The organism is Paludisphaera rhizosphaerae (assembly GCF_011065895.1).
Lineage (GTDB): Bacteria > Planctomycetota > Planctomycetia > Isosphaerales > Isosphaeraceae > Paludisphaera > Paludisphaera rhizosphaerae.
Genome location: NZ_JAALCR010000025.1, coordinates 25,778 through 45,110, shown reverse-complemented (window position 1 = coordinate 45,110; position 19,333 = coordinate 25,778). Strand labels below are relative to the sequence as shown.

The following is a 19,333-nucleotide window of genomic DNA, read 5'->3' as shown; positions in this document are numbered from 1 at the left end:
GGCCGAAGCAACGAGACCGTCGATCGCATCCAAGGGCCCTCCCCATCACCGGGGAGGGCCCTTTTTGCTTTGGCGCCCCGACCGCTGCTTGGGGCTTTGCGTGAGCCTCAGCCCAATTCCTGCGCCGGGACGGCGCCGTCGTCGTCGATGGTGATCAGGGAGGCGGGCTCGCCCGTCTCGGAGAGCCACCGTTGGGTCAACGGACCGACGGTCAGCCCCTGCACGAGGATGGAGAAGATCACCACGACGTACGTGATCACCAGGATCACGTCACGGCCGGGGACCGCATACGGCGAAGCGCCGCCCGGGATCGACAGCGCCAGCGCCACCGAGATGCCCCCCCGCAGGCCGCCCCAGGTCAGAATCCGCACTGTGGAGGGCTCGAACCGAACCCGTCGGCGGAGCACCCGAACCGGCAGGGCGACCGAGACCGCCCGGGCCGCGAGAACGATCGGGACGACCAGCAGCCCCGCGACGAGGGTCTTCGGCGTGAAGCTCAGGAGGAGGACCTCCAGCCCGATCAGCACGAAGAGCACCGCGTTGAGAGCCTCGTCGATCAACTCCCAGAACATGTCGAGGCGCTCGTTCGTGGTCTCCGACATGGCGAAGGTCCGCCCGTGGTTCCCGATCATCAGCCCGGCCACGACCATGGCGATGGGCGCGGAGAGATGCCAGGCGTCCGCCAGCGCGTAGCCGCCGGCGACCAGCCCCAGCGAGAGGAGGACCTCCACCTTGTAGTCGTCGACCGACCGCAGCATCAGGAAGACGAGGAAGCCGGCGATCAGCCCGAACAGAGCGCCGCCGAGCGTCTCCTGGGCGAACAGAGAGGCGACGTGGCCGACGTCGTCGGGAGCGTGGATCCCCGCGGCGATCCCCAGCAAGCCGGTGAAGACGACGACCCCCACGCCGTCGTTGAACAGGGACTCGCCGGCGATCTGGACCTCCAGCGTCTTCGGAACGCCGACTCGCTTGAGCAGTCCGAGCACGGCGATCGGGTCGGTGGGAGAGATCAAGGCGCCGAACAGCAGGCAGTCAATGAACCGGATCGGCAGGCCGATCAAGACCAGCAATCCCCAGGTCAGCACGCCGACGACCGCCGTCGAGATCAGGACCCCGAACGTCGACAGGGCCGCGATCGGCCAACGGTTCCGGGCGAGGTCCCCCAGGTCGACGTGCAACGCGCCGGCGAAAAGGAGAAACCCCAGCATCCCGTGCAAGAGCGCCTCGTTCAGGTCGACCCGACTCATCAGGCCGTCGATCCAGGCCCCGGCCGCCGGCGAGGCGTGGCCGACGATGAACACCGTCACGGAGAACGCCAGCGTCAGCGTCATCAGCCCGATGGCGGAAGGGAGCTTCAGCACCTTGAAGTTGATGTAGCTGAAGAGGGCGGCCACGACGATCAGAATCGCGATCAGGTCGAAGGTCCTCATGGAATCTCCGCATCGAGGTCTCGGCCCGGCGCGATCGGCCCAGAGGGGCGCGTTCGATCCGGAGCGGTTGGAAGCCGACGACCGTGAAGGTCGCCGAGGAGACGCCGACCCCCGCCTCGTTCGTCGCGGCGGGGATCTTGCGGTTCATCACGTCGAGAAGGGCGCGCGCGATGAACCTCATCGTCAATTCCAACCTTTTGTCGGCCCGGCGGAAATAGACCTTCAGCCCGATCCCGGAGCGAGGACCAATCCGTCGAATCTCAATGTCCTGTCGGGGCTGACTCCAGGATTCGCCGGATCAGGGCTTGCGCTCGGCCTGCCGTTTGGCGGCCTCGTCGGGACGGTTGGTGGCGTTGTAGAGTTCGATCAGACGGTTCAGGGCCTCGGGGATGCGCTCGGCAGCCTGGGGAGGGATGGCCTCCCGGCGCTGCTGGAGGCCCTCGTAGCCTTGCACCAGCAGGGGCTCGGCCTCGTCGTACTTCTTTTGACCCAGCAGCGCGCCGCCGAGTTGGGACATGGTGTTGAAGGTGCTCCAGGAGTCGGGCTGGGTGCGGCGACGGATGTCGAGATTCTCGCGGAGCAGGGGCTCGGCCTCAGCGAACTTCCCGATCCGCAGGAGCATCAGACTGCACTCGGCGATCCGCGAGGAGAGCGTCGGGCTGTCCTTGGGGTTGGCGCGACGGGCCTCGGCGAGGATCTCCGGGATCAGCTTGGCGGCCTCGTCGTTCTTGCCCGTGGAGGCGTAGGCGTCGAGCAGGAACGGGCCGGCCCAGGCGAGCGTCGGGTTGGATCGACTGGCGGCGTGAGTCTCTTCCAGCAGCGGGACGGCCTCGGCGGACCGCTTGGTGTAGAGGTAGGCCATGCCCAGATTGCCGATGGCGCTCTGGGTGTAGGGATGATCCCGCCCGCGAGCCTTCTCCAGCAGAGGGATCACCTGCTGGTACAGCGGGATCGCCTTATCGATCTTGCCGCCGTCGCGGTAGACGGTGGCCAGGTTGTTCATGGCGCCGGGGACGTCGGGATGGTCGGGGCCGAGCTTCGCCTTGCGTAGGGCCAGCACCTCCTCGAAGATCGGCTCCGCCTTGTCGAACTGGAGGGCCATCCAGTAATCGCCGGCCAGGTTGTTCATGGCCTGCAAGGTGGTGGGGTGGTCGGGGCCGAACTTGAGGCGCATCAGCCGCAGCGCCTCCTCGTGGATCGGCACGGCTTCAAGGGGCCGGTTGGCGTCGCGCAAGGTGCCGGCCAGGTTGTTCATGGCGACGAGCGAGTCGGGATGGTCGTTGCCGAGGCGGGCCTTGGTCAGCCGAAGCGTCTCCTCCCAGAGCTTCAACGCCTCGTCCCGCCGCCCGACGGCCGCGTAGGCGCCGGCCAGGTTGTCCATCGTGTTGAGAGTGTGGGGGTGGTCGGGGCCGAGCTTCGCCTTGCGGCCCGCCAGGGCCTGCTCCCAGAGCGACGTCGCCTCGGCGAAGCGGCCGAGGTCCATGTAGCCGTTCGCCAGGCTGTTCATGGCGAGAAGGGTCGCCGGATCGTCGGGTCCGAGCTTCGCCTTCCTCGCGGCGAGCGCCGGCTCCCACAACGCGACGGCCTCGGCGAACCGTCCGGCGTCCCGGTACGCCAGCGCGAGGTTGTTCATGCAGGTGAGAGTGTCGGGGTCGTCGGGGCCGAGCTTCGCCTTCATCGTCGCGAGCGTCGCATCCAGAAGCGGCACGGCCTTGTCGAGCCGGCCGGCCGTGCGATGGATCTCGCCCAGAGCGGTGCGACACACGAGCGTCTTGCGATCGTCGGGGCCGAGCTTCTCGGCAAGGTCGGCGGCGGCCTTCTCCAGCAGGGCGGTCGCCGCGTCGTAGTCGCCCAGGCCCATCAGCGAAACGCCGAGCGTTTGCTGCATCTCGGCCACGGCCGAGGGGTCGCCCAGCCCCGCCGCGTCCAGGTCGCGCGCGGCTGTCGCCAGGTTCTCCTTCAGGACGTCCTGCAAGGGCCGATCGGTGATGCGCTCCGGGTTGAGCCCCTCGAAGACGGAGCCAAGGATCGCGTTCCCTTTCCGGGCGTAGTCCAGGTTCGTCTCCGCCTGGTGGAGCGCCTTGTCGGCGGCGTCGCGTTGGCGGCGGGCCTCCATCATGCCGAGCGTCGCGGCCACGGTCCCGGCGGCCAGCGACAGGAAGATCAACGAGGCCGCCGTGACCGCCGCCCGGTTCCGCGCCGCGAACTTGCCAAGCCGATAGCGCAGCGTCGGCGGCCCCGCCGACACCGGCTCGTGGTTGAGGAACCGCTCCAGGTCGGCGCCGAACGCCGCGGCCGAGTCGTACCGCCGCGACCGATCCTTCTCCAACGCCTTCATCACCACCCAGTCCAGATCCCCACGCACGAACCGGCCCAGCCGCACGGGCTCGGCGTCGCGGTTCGCCGCCACCGAGGGGAGGTCGGCCGCCGAGCCGATCCGGCTGGAGGGCGGCGGCGGTTCGTCCTCGCGGATGGCCCGCAGCACCTCGTGCCAGGCGGCGCGACGCAGCGTGTCGCGGCCGATCGGCGGCGTCCCCGTCAGCAGCTCGTAGAGCATCGCCCCCAACGCGTAAACGTCGGCGCGAGTGTCCACGTCGCGGGCCTCGGCCCCCGCCTGCTCGGGCGCCATGTACAAGGGCGTCCCCGCCACCGAACCCGGCGACGAGTCGAGCGTCTGCTCCGTCAACGCCGCGCCCCCCACCGCCTTCGCCAGCCCGAAGTCGATCACCTTGGGCGACGCCGCGCCGTCGCGTTCCTCCACCAGCACGTTCGACGGCTTCAAATCGCGGTGGATCACCCCCTTTTGATGGGCGTGCTGCACGGCCGAGCAGACCTTGCGGAACAGCTCCAGGCGATCGGCCACCGGCAGCCGCTTCGAGTCGCAGTACTCGGTCAGCGGCGCGCCCTTGACCAGCTCCATGACGAAGAACGGCCGGCCGTCGGCGGCGGCGCCGGCGTCGAGGACCTTGGCGATGTTGGGGTGGTCCATCACGGCCAGGGCCTGGCGTTCGGCCTCGAACCGCAGCAGGACGGATCGCGAGTCCATGCCCGGGTTGACCAGCTTGACGGCCACGGGACGCTTCACCGGAGCGACCTGCTCGGCCCGGTAGACGGTCCCCATCCCGCCCCGACCGATCTCGGGACCGACGAGGTACCGCCCCGCCAGCAGTTGACCCGTCGCGCCGGCTGGCGGCTCCGGCGGGACGGGGAACGCGCCGTGCAATTCGGTGGGAGGATCGAACGACGACGCCTCCGCCGCCGGCCGATTCATGAACCCCCTGGTCTCGTGGAGCGCCGCCAGCAACTCGTCGATCCGGGCGCGGAGCGACGCGTCGTCGCGGCAGGCCTCGTCCAGAAAGGCCCGGCGAGCCTCGGGGTCCTCGATCTCCAGCGCCGCCAGGAAGACGGATCGTTCGTTCATGGGGACCGCCGATGTGAAGGGAATTGAATATGGAGCGAGTGTATGCGGACGGAACGGACGAGGCCAGGGCGTGCGATCGACATTCAACGAGGCCGATATGAGATGTCCCTTCTCCCCCCGGGAGAAGGTGGCCGAAGGCCGGATGAGGGTCGTCGCGCTTCGGATTGAGCGAGTCATGACCGACGTGTCCTCCAAAATCCGCTGACCCTCACCCGCCGCTGCGCGGCTTCCCTATCCTGGCGGGCTGACGACCCGATACTTTTTCAGGAGCAGCGACCCTAACGGACTCTCCCCCGCGAGGGGGGAAGGCCGCCAGGGTCTACTCTCATTCGCGCGATTCGCGTTTGAAGCCTCAGGCGCTCAGCGGCGTCGACCACATCCGCGACGTCCAGCCCGCGCCGCGGACGAACCGGGGCTGAACGGCGGGGGTGATGGCGGCCAGCTCGCGGACGGCCTCGGTCGCGGTTCCGCCCGTGGCGGCGGACTTGGTCAGAACCGAGTTCGAGAAGTCGCTCTTGATGGAGGAGGCGAGTTCATAGATCACCCCCTGACGATGGGTTCCGTCCGGCATGGTCCCGCCGTTGACGCCCCAGGGGTTGAACAGGGTGTAGAGCTTCGTCGTCGCGTTGTAGCCGACCACCGCGTACGAGTGGTTAGGGACCAGGTACGAGAGCTTGGTGGCGGCCGTGTCCAGGATCACGGACTTGCCCGCGGCCCAGGCCGAGTCGATGTCCGTCGTGTCGGCGGCCGTCGATCGACCGGTGACGACGGCCAGCGCGTACGAGGCCTTGCCGCTCTCGATCGCGCCGTAGCTGTTCAACCCGAGGGCCGACGTCGCCAGCCATCCCGACTCATTCAACTGGGCGTACGCCTTCTCCGCCAGGGCGACCCAGATCGGCCCGGCCGTCGTCTGGGCGAACGCGCCGCCGCCGCTGGGAAGCTGGCGATCCACCGTCACATACCTCGGCGAGCTGTTCTGAAAGAACCGGACGGTGAACGTCCCGTCGCCATTGTCGATGAACATGTTTTGGATCGACGTCGGGTCGCGGTAGGCCGTCTCCGCCAGCGAGGCCAGCAAGTAGCAGTCGCCGAGGTTCCCCTGATAAACGTCGGTGTAGACGGGCCCGTTGGCGCCGAACAGCGGCCCGGCGACCGCCGAATACGCGCCGCCGTTGACGGTGGTCCAGGTCCCGTCGCTGTTGGTCCGGACGAAGTTCGTGAGCGGACGGTCGGCGCCCTCGAACCACTCCTTCTCCAGCAGGTCCACGGACCTCGCCGGAGCCCCCGCATAGAGGTTGTTCACGTACTGGCCCTGCGAGTAGTAATTCGCCTTGTCGCCGTTGATGACCTTCTGGGTCAGGTAACGGACCCAGTCGGGGATGTAGACGTTGGCGTCGTTGGCGATCGTCTTGAAGTAGCTGAACTCGCCGGCGTCGAGGACTCCGTCGCGCTCGGAGCGCTTCAGGGCGGCGACGACGTCGTTGCGGTTGAAGAGCAGGTGGGCGCCCCCCTTGTCGCCGCGCCACATGATCGTGCCGTACTGGAAGTTGGAGACCCGCCAGCCGTCGGAGCTCTGGTACTCGTCGGAGAGGGGCACGCCCAGCAGGCCGTAGCCGCCGCCGAGCGAGTAATACTTGTCGAGGATCGCGCCGTGGACCTCGTAGACCTGGCCGTTGGGGGCCAGCACGAGCGTCCCCCCCTGGAGGTTGCACCAGTCGCCGCCGGCCAATCGGGGGTCGGCCGTCTGCTGGTCCTGCATCGGCATGCCGAGGAACCCGGCCGGGCCGCCCAGGGCCTGGTACTTGTCGCGGAACGCCCCGTACAGCACCTTCGCGCCGAGGTCGCCCGTCCAGTAGATCGAGCCGTTCTGGAAGTGGCTGACCTTCGCCGAGCCGACCGTCAGCTCGTCGGAGGTGGGGAGGCCCAGCTTGCCGAACCAGCCCTGGAGGGAATAGTACTTGTCCAGGATGGCGCCCTTGACGATGTACGCCGGGCCCCCCTTGGCGGCGAGGATCGTCCCGCCTTCGAACTCGCAGTAGTCATACGTCGGCATCGACTGCTGGGCGTCGTGCGGCAGGCCCAGGCCGCCGACCGGCCCGCCCATGTTGCGATACCTCTGCCAGATCGTCCCGGAGAACGCCAGCGCGCCGGTGCCGTTGTTCCAGAAGATGCCGCCGTTCTTGAACTGGCTGACCCGCCAGGCGGACGTGACCCAGTTGGCCTCGTCGGTCACGGGGAAGCCCAGAGCGCCGGCCGGCCCGCCGAGCGAGTTGTACTTGTCAAGGATCGCCCCGACCACCGAGTGCGCCCCGGTCGACGGCGAGTAGGCGATCCGCCCCCCCTTGAAGTCGATCCACGAGCCGTCGCCGCCGCTCATCTGGCTGCCGGTGGGCTGGCCCATCGAGCCGGCCGAGCCGCCGAGCGCCTGGTACTTGTCCATGATCGCCTTGATCATCTTCACGCCGGCGGTCAGCTTGGGGTCGACGATCAGGTCGGCGTCGATCGTGCCCGTGTAGACGTTGTTCCCAGCGCCGCCGTTGAGGACGTCTCGGCCCGAGCCGGCGACGAGGGTGTCGTCGCCGTCGCCGCCGTTGAGCGTGGCCGCCTTGGTCGACGCGACGACGATCGTGTCCTTGCCTCCCAGCCCGTTGACGACGATCGTCGAAACCGAGGACTTCGCGATCGACTTGCCGTCGACGACGATGTTCGCGCCGCTGTCGGCGACGGTGATCACGTCCGCGTTGTTGGTGCCGGTGACGGTGAGAATCCCCTGCGAGAGCGTGGCCGTCGACATCAACTGGCGGGTCTCCAGCGCGACGGGCCCGAGCGGGGTCGGGACGAAGGCGTTGCGGCGGCGGGGAGCGCTGCGGCGGCCGAAGAGGCGGGCGATGGGGGCGGGGCGTCCGGACATGGCGGGTGTCTCCGGTGCGGGGTGTTGGAGGGGGCGAGGCACTCGGTCTGCCGACCTCATCCACGCGGAGGAGAAGCGGATCACGCCAGCGATTCCGCGATTTGTCCTAGAGCGACGAACGATCGGGTTGCACACGGAGCGGAGGAGTCAACGGGGACTGGCTCCGCAGCGCAGCGGAGGTGCCTGTCCCCCTTGACTCCCAAGGGACAAGGCGCTCGCGCCGGGAGCCAGTCCCCTTTCTCCTCCGCCGTATGCAATCCAAGCGTTCGTCGCTCTCATGCTCGTCGAACTGGAATTTCGAATGCGAAAGACCCCGGCCGGGGCCGAGGTCTTTCGCGAAGACGATGCTGACGGTGGAGGCTCAGGAGTAGACGACGAACGCCCCGGTGTCGCTCCGCCAGTAGATCCGGCCGTGCTGGAAGTTGGAGACCCGGTAGCCGTTCGACCCCTGGTACTCGTCGGACGTCGGCAAACCGAGGGGGCTGTTGATGCCGCTCATGGAGTTGTACTTGTCGCGGATCGCGCCATAGACCACGTAGGCGGGGCCGCCGTACAGCGGGGCGATGAGCGTGCCGCCCGAGAAGGTGAGGACCTCGCCCGTGCTGTAGGTGCGCTGGTCCTGCGTCGGCGCCCCAAGCCATCCAGCCGCCCCGCCGAGAGCCAGGTACTTGTCGCGGATCGACCCGTACATCATGTGCGCTCCGTAGGAGGAGGTCCAATAGATCGAGCCGCCGGCGAAATGGCTCACCCGCGCGGGGCCGTCGGACTTCTCGTCCGCGATCGGTGCGCCCAGCCGGCCGGTTATGCCGCCAAGGGACCGATACTTGTCGAGGATCGCCCCGTAGACCCAGAAGGCCGACCCGCCCGGCACGGCGCCGAGCCGTCCTCCCTGGAAGTCCTCCTCGGATCCCTTGCCGGCGTAGTTGTAGACGTCCGTGGTCGGCGCTCCGAGGGCCCCGGATGGGCCGCCGAGGGCGAGGTAGCGGGTCAAGACGGATCCATTCACCATGTGGGCGCCGGTCGCCGCCGTCCAGTAGATCGATCCGTGCTCGAAGCTGTTCATCCGGGTGGGGCCGACCGACATCTCGTCCGAGGTCGGGAAGCCCAACGGGCCGTCATAAGCCCCGACGGCGTAATACTTGTCCCGAATTGCGCCGTAGATCACGAACGCCCCGCCCCCCGGACGGGCCAGGAGCGTGCCGCCGTTGAACGCGGCGGAGATCCCCCCGTTGCTCTGGGTGACCTGATCGTACTGCGGCAGGCCGAGAAAGCTGGTCGCCCCGCCGAGGGCCGCGTAGCGGTCGCGGATCGCCCCATACAGCAGGTGCGTCCCGGTGTCGTAGGTCCAGTAGATGGAACCCTTCTGGAAGTGGCTCACCCGCGCCGGCCCGTTTTGCAGTTCTTCCGAGGTGGGGAAGCCCAGCATGCCGCCGGGGCCGGCAAGGTCCTGATACCGGGCGCCGATCGCTCCCGAGACGACGTGGACGCCGGTGGTCGTCGAGTAGGCGATGGTCACGCCGTTCGGGAAGAACGTCCAGGACCCCGTCCCGGTCGCGTACTGGTCGCCCTTCGGCGTCCCCAGCGCGGCCGAGCCTCCGAGGGCCTGGTATTTGTCCATGACGGCCTTGGCCATCTTCTTGCCAGCGGTGAGCACCGGATCGACGACCGTGTCCAGGGCCGCCGTGTTGGGATAGGTATTGTTCCCAGAGCCGCCGTTGAGGACGTCCAGGCCCGACGTGGCCGTCAGGGCGTCGTCCCCGTCGCCGCCGTTGAGCGTCGTCGGCTTGGTGGACTTCACAACGATCGTATCCTTGCCGTTGAGACCGTTGACGACGATCGACTTGACCTGCGACGTCGTGAACTTCTTGCCGTCGGCCGTGATGGTCGAGCCGCTCTCCACGACGCTGATCGAGTCCGCGTTGTTGGTCCCCGTGACGGTCAGCACCCCGGAGACGAGCGAGGCGGTGGACATCACCTGGCGGACCTCCAGGGCGGCCGCCCCAACGGCCGTCGGGACGAAGGCGTTGCGGCGACGAGGAGCGCTGCGGCGGCCGAGCGTCGAGGGGCGGCGAAACATGGCGAGATCTCCCTGGCGTTGGTTTTTCGAGGCGTCCATCGGCCTGTCGAAATCACCCACGCGACCCGGGCGCGGATCGCGCCAGGAAATCCCCAGAACATTTTCGAAGGTCTGCGAATGTCACAGGAAGGAGGAGGCTTAGCGTATCTGCTGGGTTAGGATGGGAGCGACACGGCGAGACGGGCAGGGGGGAGCGACGCCGATGACCGACCATGCCGAAGGCGAGCGACAGAAGGCGGCCGACCTCTTCCCGGTCGTCTACGCAGAGCTGCGCCGGCTGGCCGCGGCGCGGATGGCGGGGAGGGCGGCCGGGCAGACGCTGGACGCGACCTCGCTGGTGCACGAGGCCTACGTCCGGCTGGTGGGGCGCGAGGATTCACCCCGCTGGAACGGCCGCGACCACTTCTTCGCCGCCGCGGCCGAGGCCATGCGGCACATCCTCGTCGACCGGGCGCGGCGTCGGCACGCCCTCAAGCGCGGCGGGGGCGCAGCGCGGATCGACCTCCCCGAGGACGCCCTGGCCGCCCCCGACGACCGCACCGACGCCGAATTGCTGGCCGTCGACGAGGCCCTGGGCAAACTCGCCGAGGCCGACCCCCAGGCCGCCGAGCTGGTCAAGCTCCGCTACTTCGCCGGCCTCTCCATCCCCGACGCCGCCGCCGCCCTGGGCATGGCCCCCCGCTCGGCCGACCGCCTCTGGGCCTACGCCCGCGCCTGGCTCCGCACCGCCATCGGCCAGGTCGAATGAAGCCCCTTTCACGATCACGTGAAATCGCTTTCATATGTGGCGCGGTTTACACCCGGACTGCGTGACCGGGATCGGCGGGCCGATGGGCGGCCCGATCGATTCAGGGAGAACGCAGCATGTCCGCAACCTCTTCACACAGCAACAGGTGGAGGAGCCGGCTCAGCCAGGCTTCGTCGCGACGGGCCCGCCGGCGCCGGACCGTCCTGGACGGGATCGGCCCGGACCGCCTGGAGTCGCGCATCGTGCCGGCCGCCTACGTCTCGGGCGGGGTCCTGTACATCGACGGCACCAACGGCAACGACATCGTCAACGTCCGCAGCGAGAACCCCAACGACGTCAACAGCCGGATCAAGGTCGTCATGAACGGCTCGACGTCGTACTTCAACCGCTCAGCGATCACGGCCAACCGGGTCTACTTCCGGGGCTTCAACGGCGACGACAACTTCAACGCGTATTCCTTCGCCGCCACGCCCGTCACGGCCGACGGCGGCCCGGGGAACGACACCCTCTGCGGCGGCGTCCTGGGCGACACGCTCATCGGCGGCACGGAGAATGACTACTTATACGGCCAGGAGGGGGACGACGTCATCTATTGCGGCGCCGGCGACGACTACGTCCTGGCCGGCGACGGCGTCGACCGCGTCTACGGCGGCGACGGCGACGACACCATCGCCGGCGAGGGCCAGGGAGACTTCCTCTACGGCGAGCGCGGGGGCGACCGCATCTACGGCAACTCCGGCAACGACGTCATCGACGGCGGCGACCAGGACGACTGGCTCTACGGCGCCGACGGCAATGACACCATCAGCGGCGGCTTCGGCGACGATCACATCATGGGAGAGTTGGACTCCGACACCCTGTTCGGCGGCCCCGGCCTGGACAGGATCTGGGGCGACAACTGGGGCCGCGAGGCCGCGGATACGATCTACGGCAACGAAGGCGACGACGAGATCTACGGGGAAGGAGGCAACGACGTCCTCATCGGCAACGAGGGCGACGACAAGGTCTACGGCGGCTGGGGCGACGACTGGATCTACGGCGACGAGACCAATCCCGCGTTCGGCTCGGGCCTCGACAAGTTGTACGGCCAGGCCGGCAACGACCACATCTGGGGCGGCGGCGGCCGGGATCAGATCGACGGGGACGACCTCAACGGCCCCTTCGGGAACGACGAGATCTTCGGCGGGGACGGCGCGGACATCCTGTTCGGCCTCGGCGGCTCGGACTCGATCTCCGGCGACCTCGGCGGCGACTACATCCACGGCGGCGACGGCGACGACTCTCTTTGGGGCGACGATCGATTCATCGCCGACAGCGGCTGGGAGCGCGACACGATCTACGGCGGCCTCGGGCGCGACACCCTCGCCGGCCAGGGCGGCGACGACCTCCTCATCGGCGACGACTACACGCTCAACGGCGGCTTCGGCGATGACACGATCTACGGCAACAACGGCGCCGACACGATCTGGGGCGACGCCGAGAACATCTACAACGCCACTGCCGGCGGGACCAACGTCCTCTTCGGCGGCGCCGGGAACGACGTGATGTACGGCGGCGGCGGGTCGGATTACATGTACGGAGAACTGAACTCGGACTACCTCAACGGCCTCGACGGCAACGACACCCTCTACGGCGACAACTGGGGCCACTCATGGGGCTCTGAGGGGAACGACACCCTCCGCGGCGGCAAGGGGAACGACGAGTTGTACGGCGAAGGAGGTTATGACACGCTCTACGGCGAGGAGGGGAACGACACCCTCTACGCCGGCTCGTACGACTATCGCGAAGACCTGACCGGCGGCCCCGGAGCCGACACGTTCATCGTCCAGCTTCGGACCGACGGCCAGTACGAAGATTACATCAAGGATCGGTCGAGCATCGACGTGGTCCGCTGGATCCCGCCCACGTCGCTGGCCGGCTCCGCCTCCACGGCCCGGTCGTCGATCGCGGCGGTTGACGCGGCGCTGGCCGAGTTGGGCTGGCCGTCGACCACCTCCGGACGGAAGGGGGTCGCCTCGTTCTTGACGGCCTGACACGCACGGCGGGGCCTCGGGCGATTCCCGAGGCCCCGCCGATCGCATATGCTGTTCCCACCTCTCCAAATCCAGCCCGCTCCATCCGGACGAATCGATGACCGACCGTTCCATCTTTCTCGCCGCGCTGGAGATCGAAGATCCAGCCGCCCGCGCGGCCTATCTCGACCAGGCCTGCACCGAAGACCCGGAGGCCAGAGCCCGCGTCGACGCGCTGCTCGAAGCCCATCAAGCGGACGGCAGCTTCATGAACCGGCCGGCGGCCGGCGTCTCCTCGTTCGAGCCCCCCACTGAGCTGATCGGCTCGCTTCCTCAGTCGGAAGGCTTGCCGCCAGCCGGCGCGACGGGTCAACTGCTGGCGGGGCGGTACCTCGTCGGTCCCGAGATCGGTCGGGGCGGGATGGGGACGGTCTACCGGGCCGAGCAGGTCGCTCCGGTGAAACGCCCCGTGGCCGTCAAGCTGGTCAACCCGGGGATGGACTCGCGGTCGGTGCTCTTGCGGTTCGAGGCGGAACGCCAGGCCCTGGCCGTGATGGACCATCCCAACATCGCCAAGGTCCTCGACGCCGGCGCCGCCGCCGACGGCCGGCCGTTCTTCGTCATGGAGCTGGTCAAGGGCGCGCCGCTGACCGAGTACTGCGACTCGAAGCGGCTGCCGGTGGCCGATCGATTGGAGCTGTTCCGCAAGGTCTGCTCGGCCGTGCAGCACGCCCATCAAAAGGGGGTGATCCACCGCGATTTGAAGCCGTCGAACGTGCTGGTGGAGGAACTCGACGGCGCGGCGTCGCCCAAGGTGATCGACTTCGGGCTGGCGAAGGCGGTGGGGGGCGCGGCGTTGACGGAGCAGACGCTCGACTCGTCGCCGGGTTCGGTGGCGGGGACGCCCTTGTACATGGCGCCCGAGCAGGCGGGGGCGGAGGCCCGCGACGTGGACACCCGCGCCGACGTTTACGCGTTGGGGGCGATGCTCTACGAGCTGCTGACGGGGACGCCGCCGATCGGCCGCGACACGCTGCGTCGCGCCGCGTGGCACGAGATCCTGCGGGCGATCCGCGAGGACGAACCGCCGCCGCCCTCCAGCCGGATAGGCTCGGCGGCCGACCTCCCCTCGGTGGCGGCGAACCGCGACGCCGAGCCCGTGCGGCTGGGCCGTTTCGTGCGTGGGGATCTGGACTGGGTGGTGATGAAGGCGTTGGAGAAGGATCGGTCGCGGCGGTATGACTCGGCCGCGGCGTTCGGCGCCGACCTGGAGCGGTTCCTCAACCATGAACTGGTCTCGGCCGGCCCGCCGACGGCCCGTTACCGGGCGTTCAAATTCGTCCGTCGCCACCGAGTCGCGGTGTCGGCCGTCGCGGCGGTGCTGTCGTCGCTGGCGGTCGGGACAGTCGCGGCGACGCTCGGCATGATGGAGGCCCGCCGTCAACGCGACGCGGCCGATGAAGCCAGGTTCGCCGAGTCCGCCCAGCGCGAGCGGGCCGACGGCGAGGCGGCGGTCGCCCGCGAAGTGAACTCGATCCTGACCGAGGCCCTGATCGGCCAGGCTGACCCTTCCACCCAGGTGGCGTCCGGCCGGTCGCCCGACCCGGACCTGAAAGTTCGCACGCTGCTGGACGGAGTCGCCGCCGGCCTCGACGGCCGGTTCGCCGGCCGGCCCAGGGTTGAGGCCGCCGTCCGCCGTACGGTCGGCCGGACCTACCAGGGGCTGGGCGCCTATCCGGAGGCCGTCCACCACCTGGAGCGGGCTCTGGAGTTGGCCCGCGCCACTGCGCCGCTCCCCGATCCTGAGACGATCAACGTCGCCGACGACCTGGCCGTCACCTATCGTCGCGGCGGCCTCTACGACAAGGCCGAGAAGCTCGACCGCGACATGATCGCTCAGTTAGAGCCGACCCTCGGGCCCGACAACCCGAGCGTCCTGTTATTCGTCCACAACCTGGGCGTGGTCGCCATGACGCTCGACCGGCCGGAGGAGGCCCGGCGGCTCTTCGAACGCGCCCTTGCGGGCCGCGAGAAGGCGTTCGGACCCGAGAGTTACGAGGCGGCCCAGGTTCTCAACACCCTGGGGCAGATCGTCGCCGATGGGGGCGACCGCGAACGCGGGATGGAGATGAAGCGCCGGGCGCTGGCGGTCTATCGCCGCATCCTCACGGACGAGGCGCCGGAGACCATGATCGTCGCCAACAACGTCGCCGTCGACCTGGCCGGGCTGGGTCGATTCGACGAGGCGGCGGCGGCCTATGAATCGCTGACGGCAGCCGCGCGGCGACGCCTGGGGCCGACCCACGTCGACACGCTGACCTACCTGATGGGGCTTGCGGACGCCAGGCACAGCCAGGGCCGCGACGACCTCGCCGGGCCCATCTACCGCGAGACGGTCGAGGCCGCGCGCGGGGCTCTGCCGCCGGACCATCCCGAGTTAGTGGTTCACATCTACAATCTCGGCTGTTTCTTCGAGGACCTCCGCCAGTACGCCGAGGCTGACCGCGAGCTGGCCGACGCCCTCGCGCGCGCCCGCCGGGGCTTTCCCCCCGGCGCGGGGCAGACGACCCGGATCCTCCAGCACCTGATCGACGTTCGGTTCGCCGACCACCGCGAGAAGGACGCCGAGCCGCTCGTCCGCGAGTTGCTCGCCGGCTTTGAGGCCAAGCAGCCCGACCACTGGATCACCTTCCACCTCAAGGGCCTGCTCGGCCGGGCGATGCTGGCCCAGGGGAAACTCGCCGAGGCCGAGCCCCTCCTGCTGGCCGCCCACCGCGGACTGACCGAGCGTCGGGCGAAGCTCCCGCCCATGTTCGCCGCCAAGCTCGACGAGATCCCCGGCCTGCTGGCCGACCTCTACGACCGCCTCGGTCGGCCCGAGGAAGCCGCCAGGTGGCGGGCCGAACGCGAGAAGCCCAGACCGAAGTCTCCATGATGCCGGCGGCACTGACTCGATTCGCCTGTACCGAAACGCCCGGCGAGCCCTCCGATTCGTCCCCTCTCCCCCCGGGAGAGGGAACTTGGCTGTGGATCGGATTGACGCACTCCTGCTCCGGCCTCGCTCAGCGCTCCACCTTCTTACCGTCCACGACCTGCCGGACTCCGTCGACGACGATCCGCTCGCCCGCTTCGAGGCCCTTCTGGACGACGAACAGTTCGTCCACCTCGGCCCGGACGTCGATCTCGCGGCGATGGGTGACGCCGTCCTTGTCGACGACGTAGACGTAGCGACTGTTGCGGGTTTCACGGGTCGCCCGCTGGGGGATGGTGATCGCGTCGGTTTCGACCCAACTGATCGACACGACGCCGGACTGGCCGTCTCGCAGCAGGCGGTCCGGGTTCGAGAACTCCGCGTAGAAGGGGATGGTTCCGGTCTCGGCGTTGAACCGGGCGTCCTGGGAGACGAGCTTGCCAGGCTGAGGGAACTTGCGGTCGCCGGACAGGAGCAGCTCGATCTTGCGGGCCTCCTTCGCCTCGGCCGTCTCGCGCATTTCCTGGAGGTACCGGGCCTCGGGGACGTTGAAAGCGACCCGGACCCGGCTGTTGTCGAAGAGGCTCGCCAGGGTCTCGCCCTCGCGGACGAAGCTCCCCTGCTGGCGGGGGAGATCGCCGATCATGCCGTCGAACAGGGCCAGGATGGAGACGGCCTTGCTCCCCTTCGCGGCGTCGGGCCTTCCTCCGTTCTCGACCGAGCCGAGTTGAAACAGCAGATCGCCCTGCTTGACCGTCTGGCCCGCCTTGATCGGGATCGCCTCCAGATAGCCTGACTGCGGAGCGCGGACCTCGATGTGATGGTGCGACTCGATCCGACCGACGTATCGCTCGGCGATCGTAACGGGCTTCGACTCGACGACGGCGACGGTGATCGGTTCGCCCCTGGGAGGTTGGGCGGCCTCAGCGGCGTCTTGCGGCCGCTCCGCCATCGCCGTGTACTTCAGGCCGGCCGTTCCGACGAGCGCGGCGGCGACCAGGCCCAGCGCGAGCTTCGCGAGCTTCATGACGGTCGTCTCCCAGGACGCCTCTTCCACCAGGGCGGCGACAGCGGCCGGGACCGTCCCGGCGGCCGTCGCCCCGATCGCCATCTGGACCGTGGCCGAGGCCAGCGCCGGCGGCACGACGGCCGCAGCCTGAGCCCGGCCCGCAGCCGCCAGAATCGCGGCTGAAGGGCCGACGCCTCGCTTCAGGAGCCTCGGCCGGAGCCGGTCGCGCGCCTCGGCCATGCGGCTCCGGACGGTCCCGACCGGCCAGCCGAGCCGGCTCGCGGCCTGCTCGTGCGTGAGGCCCTCGAAGTAGCAGAGCAGGAGCGGGGAGCGGAGCTTCTCCGGAAGCCTTCCGACCTCCTCGTGGACGACGATCGCCTCGTCGGAGCGGTCGACGTCCACCCCGGTCGGCTTCGGCTCCCGAACGGCCGCGGCCTCGTCCCGCTTGCGTCTGCGAGCCGCCCCGTTGCGAGCGCAACGAGCCACGCGAAGGGCCGTGCCGTAGAGCCACGATTCGAGCGCCGATCGCTTGCGGATCTCCCGGGCGCGTCGGGCGAGGATCAGGAACGTCGCCTGGAACGCGTCGTCGGCGTCGTTCGACTCGCGGAGGACGTCGCGACAGACTCGCCAGACCATCGGCCCGTGCCTCTCCACGATCGCCGCGAAGGCCGCCTCGGCGGCCGGCCCGCCCGCCTCGAGGAAGACGTCGAGCAGCTCGGCGTCGGATCGGCCCACGGCGGCCCCGGCCTCGAACAACGTCCGAAGCCCCGCCTCCACCGATCGTTTGCTGCCTTCAGCCAAGATCGACGCTCCTCAATCAATCGCGGGCACGATTTCGACATGTAGTGGCGCTGAAACGACCAGCCAATCCGACTTTTCAGGAAATCCCCCGAAAACGAATCGCATCCGCCGTCGACGCCCAGTCCAGGACGTGCCGGAAAACGTGGGGAGGCGGAAATCCGATCCAATATCGGCCGCGACGACGCTATGTTATTGGATTGGGGCCCGCGCGCACGACCCTCCCCGCCGCGCGGTCGCGGAACGGCACCTTGCAAAGGATCAAAGACATGCGACGCGTCGTCGGGCTGCTGGGAGTTTGGGCGGGGGTCGCGGCGACGGCGGCGACAGGGCAGGGCGGGACGATCGTCCTGACCTTCGGGGGCGGGCCGCCTTCGCACAACCAGATCTCGCTGGAGAAGAACGTCGAATACTTCCGGCGGGTGCTCGCCGGCGTCGGCATGGGGGGCGTTCGCCACGACGTCTACTTCGGCGACGGCGGGGCGCGGAACTCCGTGCAGTTCCGGCTGCGGGAGAGCGAGGACCAGCGGTTCACCAAGGCCCTGGGAATGATCCTCACCGGCAGCAACGACGCCGACATGCGGTATGAGAAGGTCCACCTCCCGGGCATCGTCGGGCCCTCCAGCGTCGCCAACGTCAACGCCTGGTTCGAGCAGGTCGGCCGGTCGCTGCCGCCAGGCGAACAGCTTCTGGTCTACTTCACCGGTCACGGCGGCCCGGACGCGGCCGACCGAAACAACCCGCGAAACACCACCCTGGTCATGCCGGGAGCGCCGAACGCGATCACGATGAAGCAGTTCGTCGCCGACCTGGACAAGGTCAGCCCGGACGTGGACGTGACGCTGGTGATGGTCCAGTGCTACTCGGGCGGGTTCGCCAACGTGATCTACAACGAGGGCGATCCCTCGAAGGGGTTCGCCAAGCACCCCCGCGCCGGGTTCTTCTCCACGGTCGCCTCGCGGACGGCCGCCGGCTGCACGCCGGATATCGACGAGGAGGACTACCATGAGTTCTCCACCTCGTTCTTCGAAGCCCTCCTGGGCGAGACCCGCACCGGCCGGTCCGTCGCCAGGCCCGACTTCGACGGCGACGGCCGAACCTCGTACGCCGAGGCCTTCACCCACGTTTTGCTGACCTCGGACACCGTGGACATCCCGGTCTCCACCTCCGACCGGCTCCTCCGCGACAAGTCCCGGTTCGCCAAGAACGACGACGATCCGGCCACGGGCCTGCTCCCCCAGGACGCCCCCTGGTCGACGGTTCTCGCCGCCGCCTCCCCCATGCAGCGGGCGGCCCTGGAAGGGCTCTCCGCGCTCCTGAAGCTCAACGGCGAGGACCGGCTGACGAAGGCCCGGGCCAAGGCGAAGGAGCTCGATCCGGCCCGCAACTCCTTCCGCAACCGCGGCCAGAATCCGAACCAGCCCCCCGCGCCGGCCGCTCCGCCGGCTCCGGCCGCCGACCACAACGACCACCGCGCGGCGATCCAGGAGCCCCCCACGAACGACCGGCCCGGTCCGGGGCAGGGGCCCGGCGGGACGATGCGGCCCGGCTCCGTGAATGTGGCGAAACTCCGGTCCGTCCTGGCCGACCGCTGGCCCGAATTGACCGTCCCCCTCCACCCCGACGCTTCCCGGATCCTCGCCGAGGAGCACGACGAGATCCGCCGCGTGCTGGAAGCTCAGCCCGAATACCAGTCGCTCATGCAGCGCTTCATCTCCCGCCGCACCGACCCCTCGGTCGCGCGCAGCCCCGAGCGCAACTGGGTGAAATACCAGCGTCTGCTGGAGCGGGCCGACAGCGTGATCCTCGGCGCCAACCTGACGAAGCTCCGGGACGCCGAGGCCCTGGGAGTCTACCGCCGGCTCCTGGACCTGGAAGGCCGCTCGCTGGCCCCGCCGCAACCTCCCGTCGCCAACGGCCAGCCAACCCCCACCGCCGCGCCGACGGGATCGTGAC

General features: G+C 69.0%; 9 protein-coding genes. 4 read left to right on the top strand and 5 right to left on the bottom strand.

Going from position 1 to position 19,333, the window contains the following annotated elements:
- Positions 1-107: 107 nt before the first annotated feature.
- From G5C50_RS25275 to G5C50_RS25260, 4 genes are all read right to left on the bottom strand, one after another.
- The gene (locus tag G5C50_RS25275) at positions 108-1,430 is read right to left on the bottom strand and encodes a cation:proton antiporter (protein WP_165073757.1); all 1,323 of its coding nucleotides are present in this window, start codon (positions 1,428-1,430) and stop codon (positions 108-110) included.
- 298 nt (positions 1,431-1,728) lie between these two features.
- Positions 1,729-4,851, bottom strand: a complete 3,123-nt coding sequence (locus G5C50_RS25270; protein ID WP_165073756.1) for a serine/threonine-protein kinase — start codon at positions 4,849-4,851, stop codon at positions 1,729-1,731.
- A gap of 352 nt (positions 4,852-5,203) precedes the next feature.
- Positions 5,204-7,762: a C2 family cysteine protease gene (locus G5C50_RS25265; RefSeq protein WP_165073755.1), complete on the bottom strand. Its 2,559-nt coding sequence runs from the start codon at positions 7,760-7,762 to the stop codon at positions 5,204-5,206.
- 361 nt (positions 7,763-8,123) lie between these two features.
- Entirely contained in the window at positions 8,124-9,839 is a 1,716-nt protein-coding gene (locus G5C50_RS25260; protein WP_165073754.1) for an LGFP repeat-containing protein, read from the bottom strand.
- 202 nt (positions 9,840-10,041) lie between these two features.
- On the opposite strand from G5C50_RS25260, the gene G5C50_RS25255 reads away from it, so the two are divergent.
- The 3 genes from G5C50_RS25255 (at position 10,042) to G5C50_RS25245 (ending at position 15,534) form a co-directional block, all read left to right on the top strand.
- Positions 10,042-10,587 (top strand): ECF-type sigma factor, encoded by a 546-nt coding sequence (locus tag G5C50_RS25255; protein ID WP_165073753.1) that lies wholly within the window; start codon positions 10,042-10,044, stop codon positions 10,585-10,587.
- Between the two features lie 116 nt (positions 10,588-10,703).
- The gene (locus G5C50_RS25250; protein ID WP_165073752.1) at positions 10,704-12,620 is read left to right on the top strand and encodes a calcium-binding protein; all 1,917 of its coding nucleotides are present in this window, start codon (positions 10,704-10,706) and stop codon (positions 12,618-12,620) included.
- Between the two features lie 97 nt (positions 12,621-12,717).
- Positions 12,718-15,534, top strand: coding sequence for a serine/threonine-protein kinase (locus G5C50_RS25245; protein WP_165073751.1), 2,817 nt, complete (start codon positions 12,718-12,720; stop codon positions 15,532-15,534).
- Positions 15,535-15,661: 127 nt separating this feature from the next.
- Here the strand turns inward: G5C50_RS25245 and G5C50_RS25240 are convergent, their stop codons facing one another.
- Positions 15,662-17,380, bottom strand: a complete 1,719-nt coding sequence (locus G5C50_RS25240) for an efflux RND transporter periplasmic adaptor subunit (RefSeq protein WP_165073750.1) — start codon at positions 17,378-17,380, stop codon at positions 15,662-15,664.
- A gap of 266 nt (positions 17,381-17,646) precedes the next feature.
- On the opposite strand from G5C50_RS25240, the gene G5C50_RS25235 reads away from it, so the two are divergent.
- On the top strand, positions 17,647-19,332 hold the full coding sequence (locus G5C50_RS25235; RefSeq protein ID WP_165073749.1) for a hypothetical protein: 1,686 nt from the start codon (positions 17,647-17,649) through the stop codon (positions 19,330-19,332).
- Position 19,333 lies beyond the last annotated feature (1 nt).

Excerpts from the sequence above, each read along its gene's own strand:
- G5C50_RS25275 (WP_165073757.1), bottom strand. The coding sequence starts at position 1,430 with ATGAGGACCTTCGACCTGATCGCGATTCTGATCGTCGTGGCCGCCCTC.
- G5C50_RS25270 (WP_165073756.1), bottom strand. The coding sequence starts at position 4,851 with ATGAACGAACGATCCGTCTTCCTGGCGGCGCTGGAGATCGAGGACCCC.
- G5C50_RS25265 (WP_165073755.1), bottom strand. The coding sequence starts at position 7,762 with ATGTCCGGACGCCCCGCCCCCATCGCCCGCCTCTTCGGCCGCCGCAGC.
- G5C50_RS25260 (WP_165073754.1), bottom strand. The coding sequence starts at position 9,839 with ATGTTTCGCCGCCCCTCGACGCTCGGCCGCCGCAGCGCTCCTCGTCGC.
- G5C50_RS25255 (WP_165073753.1), top strand. The coding sequence starts at position 10,042 with ATGACCGACCATGCCGAAGGCGAGCGACAGAAGGCGGCCGACCTCTTC.
- G5C50_RS25250 (WP_165073752.1), top strand. The coding sequence starts at position 10,704 with ATGTCCGCAACCTCTTCACACAGCAACAGGTGGAGGAGCCGGCTCAGC.
- G5C50_RS25245 (WP_165073751.1), top strand. The coding sequence starts at position 12,718 with ATGACCGACCGTTCCATCTTTCTCGCCGCGCTGGAGATCGAAGATCCA.
- G5C50_RS25235 (WP_165073749.1), top strand. The coding sequence starts at position 17,647 with ATGCGACGCGTCGTCGGGCTGCTGGGAGTTTGGGCGGGGGTCGCGGCG.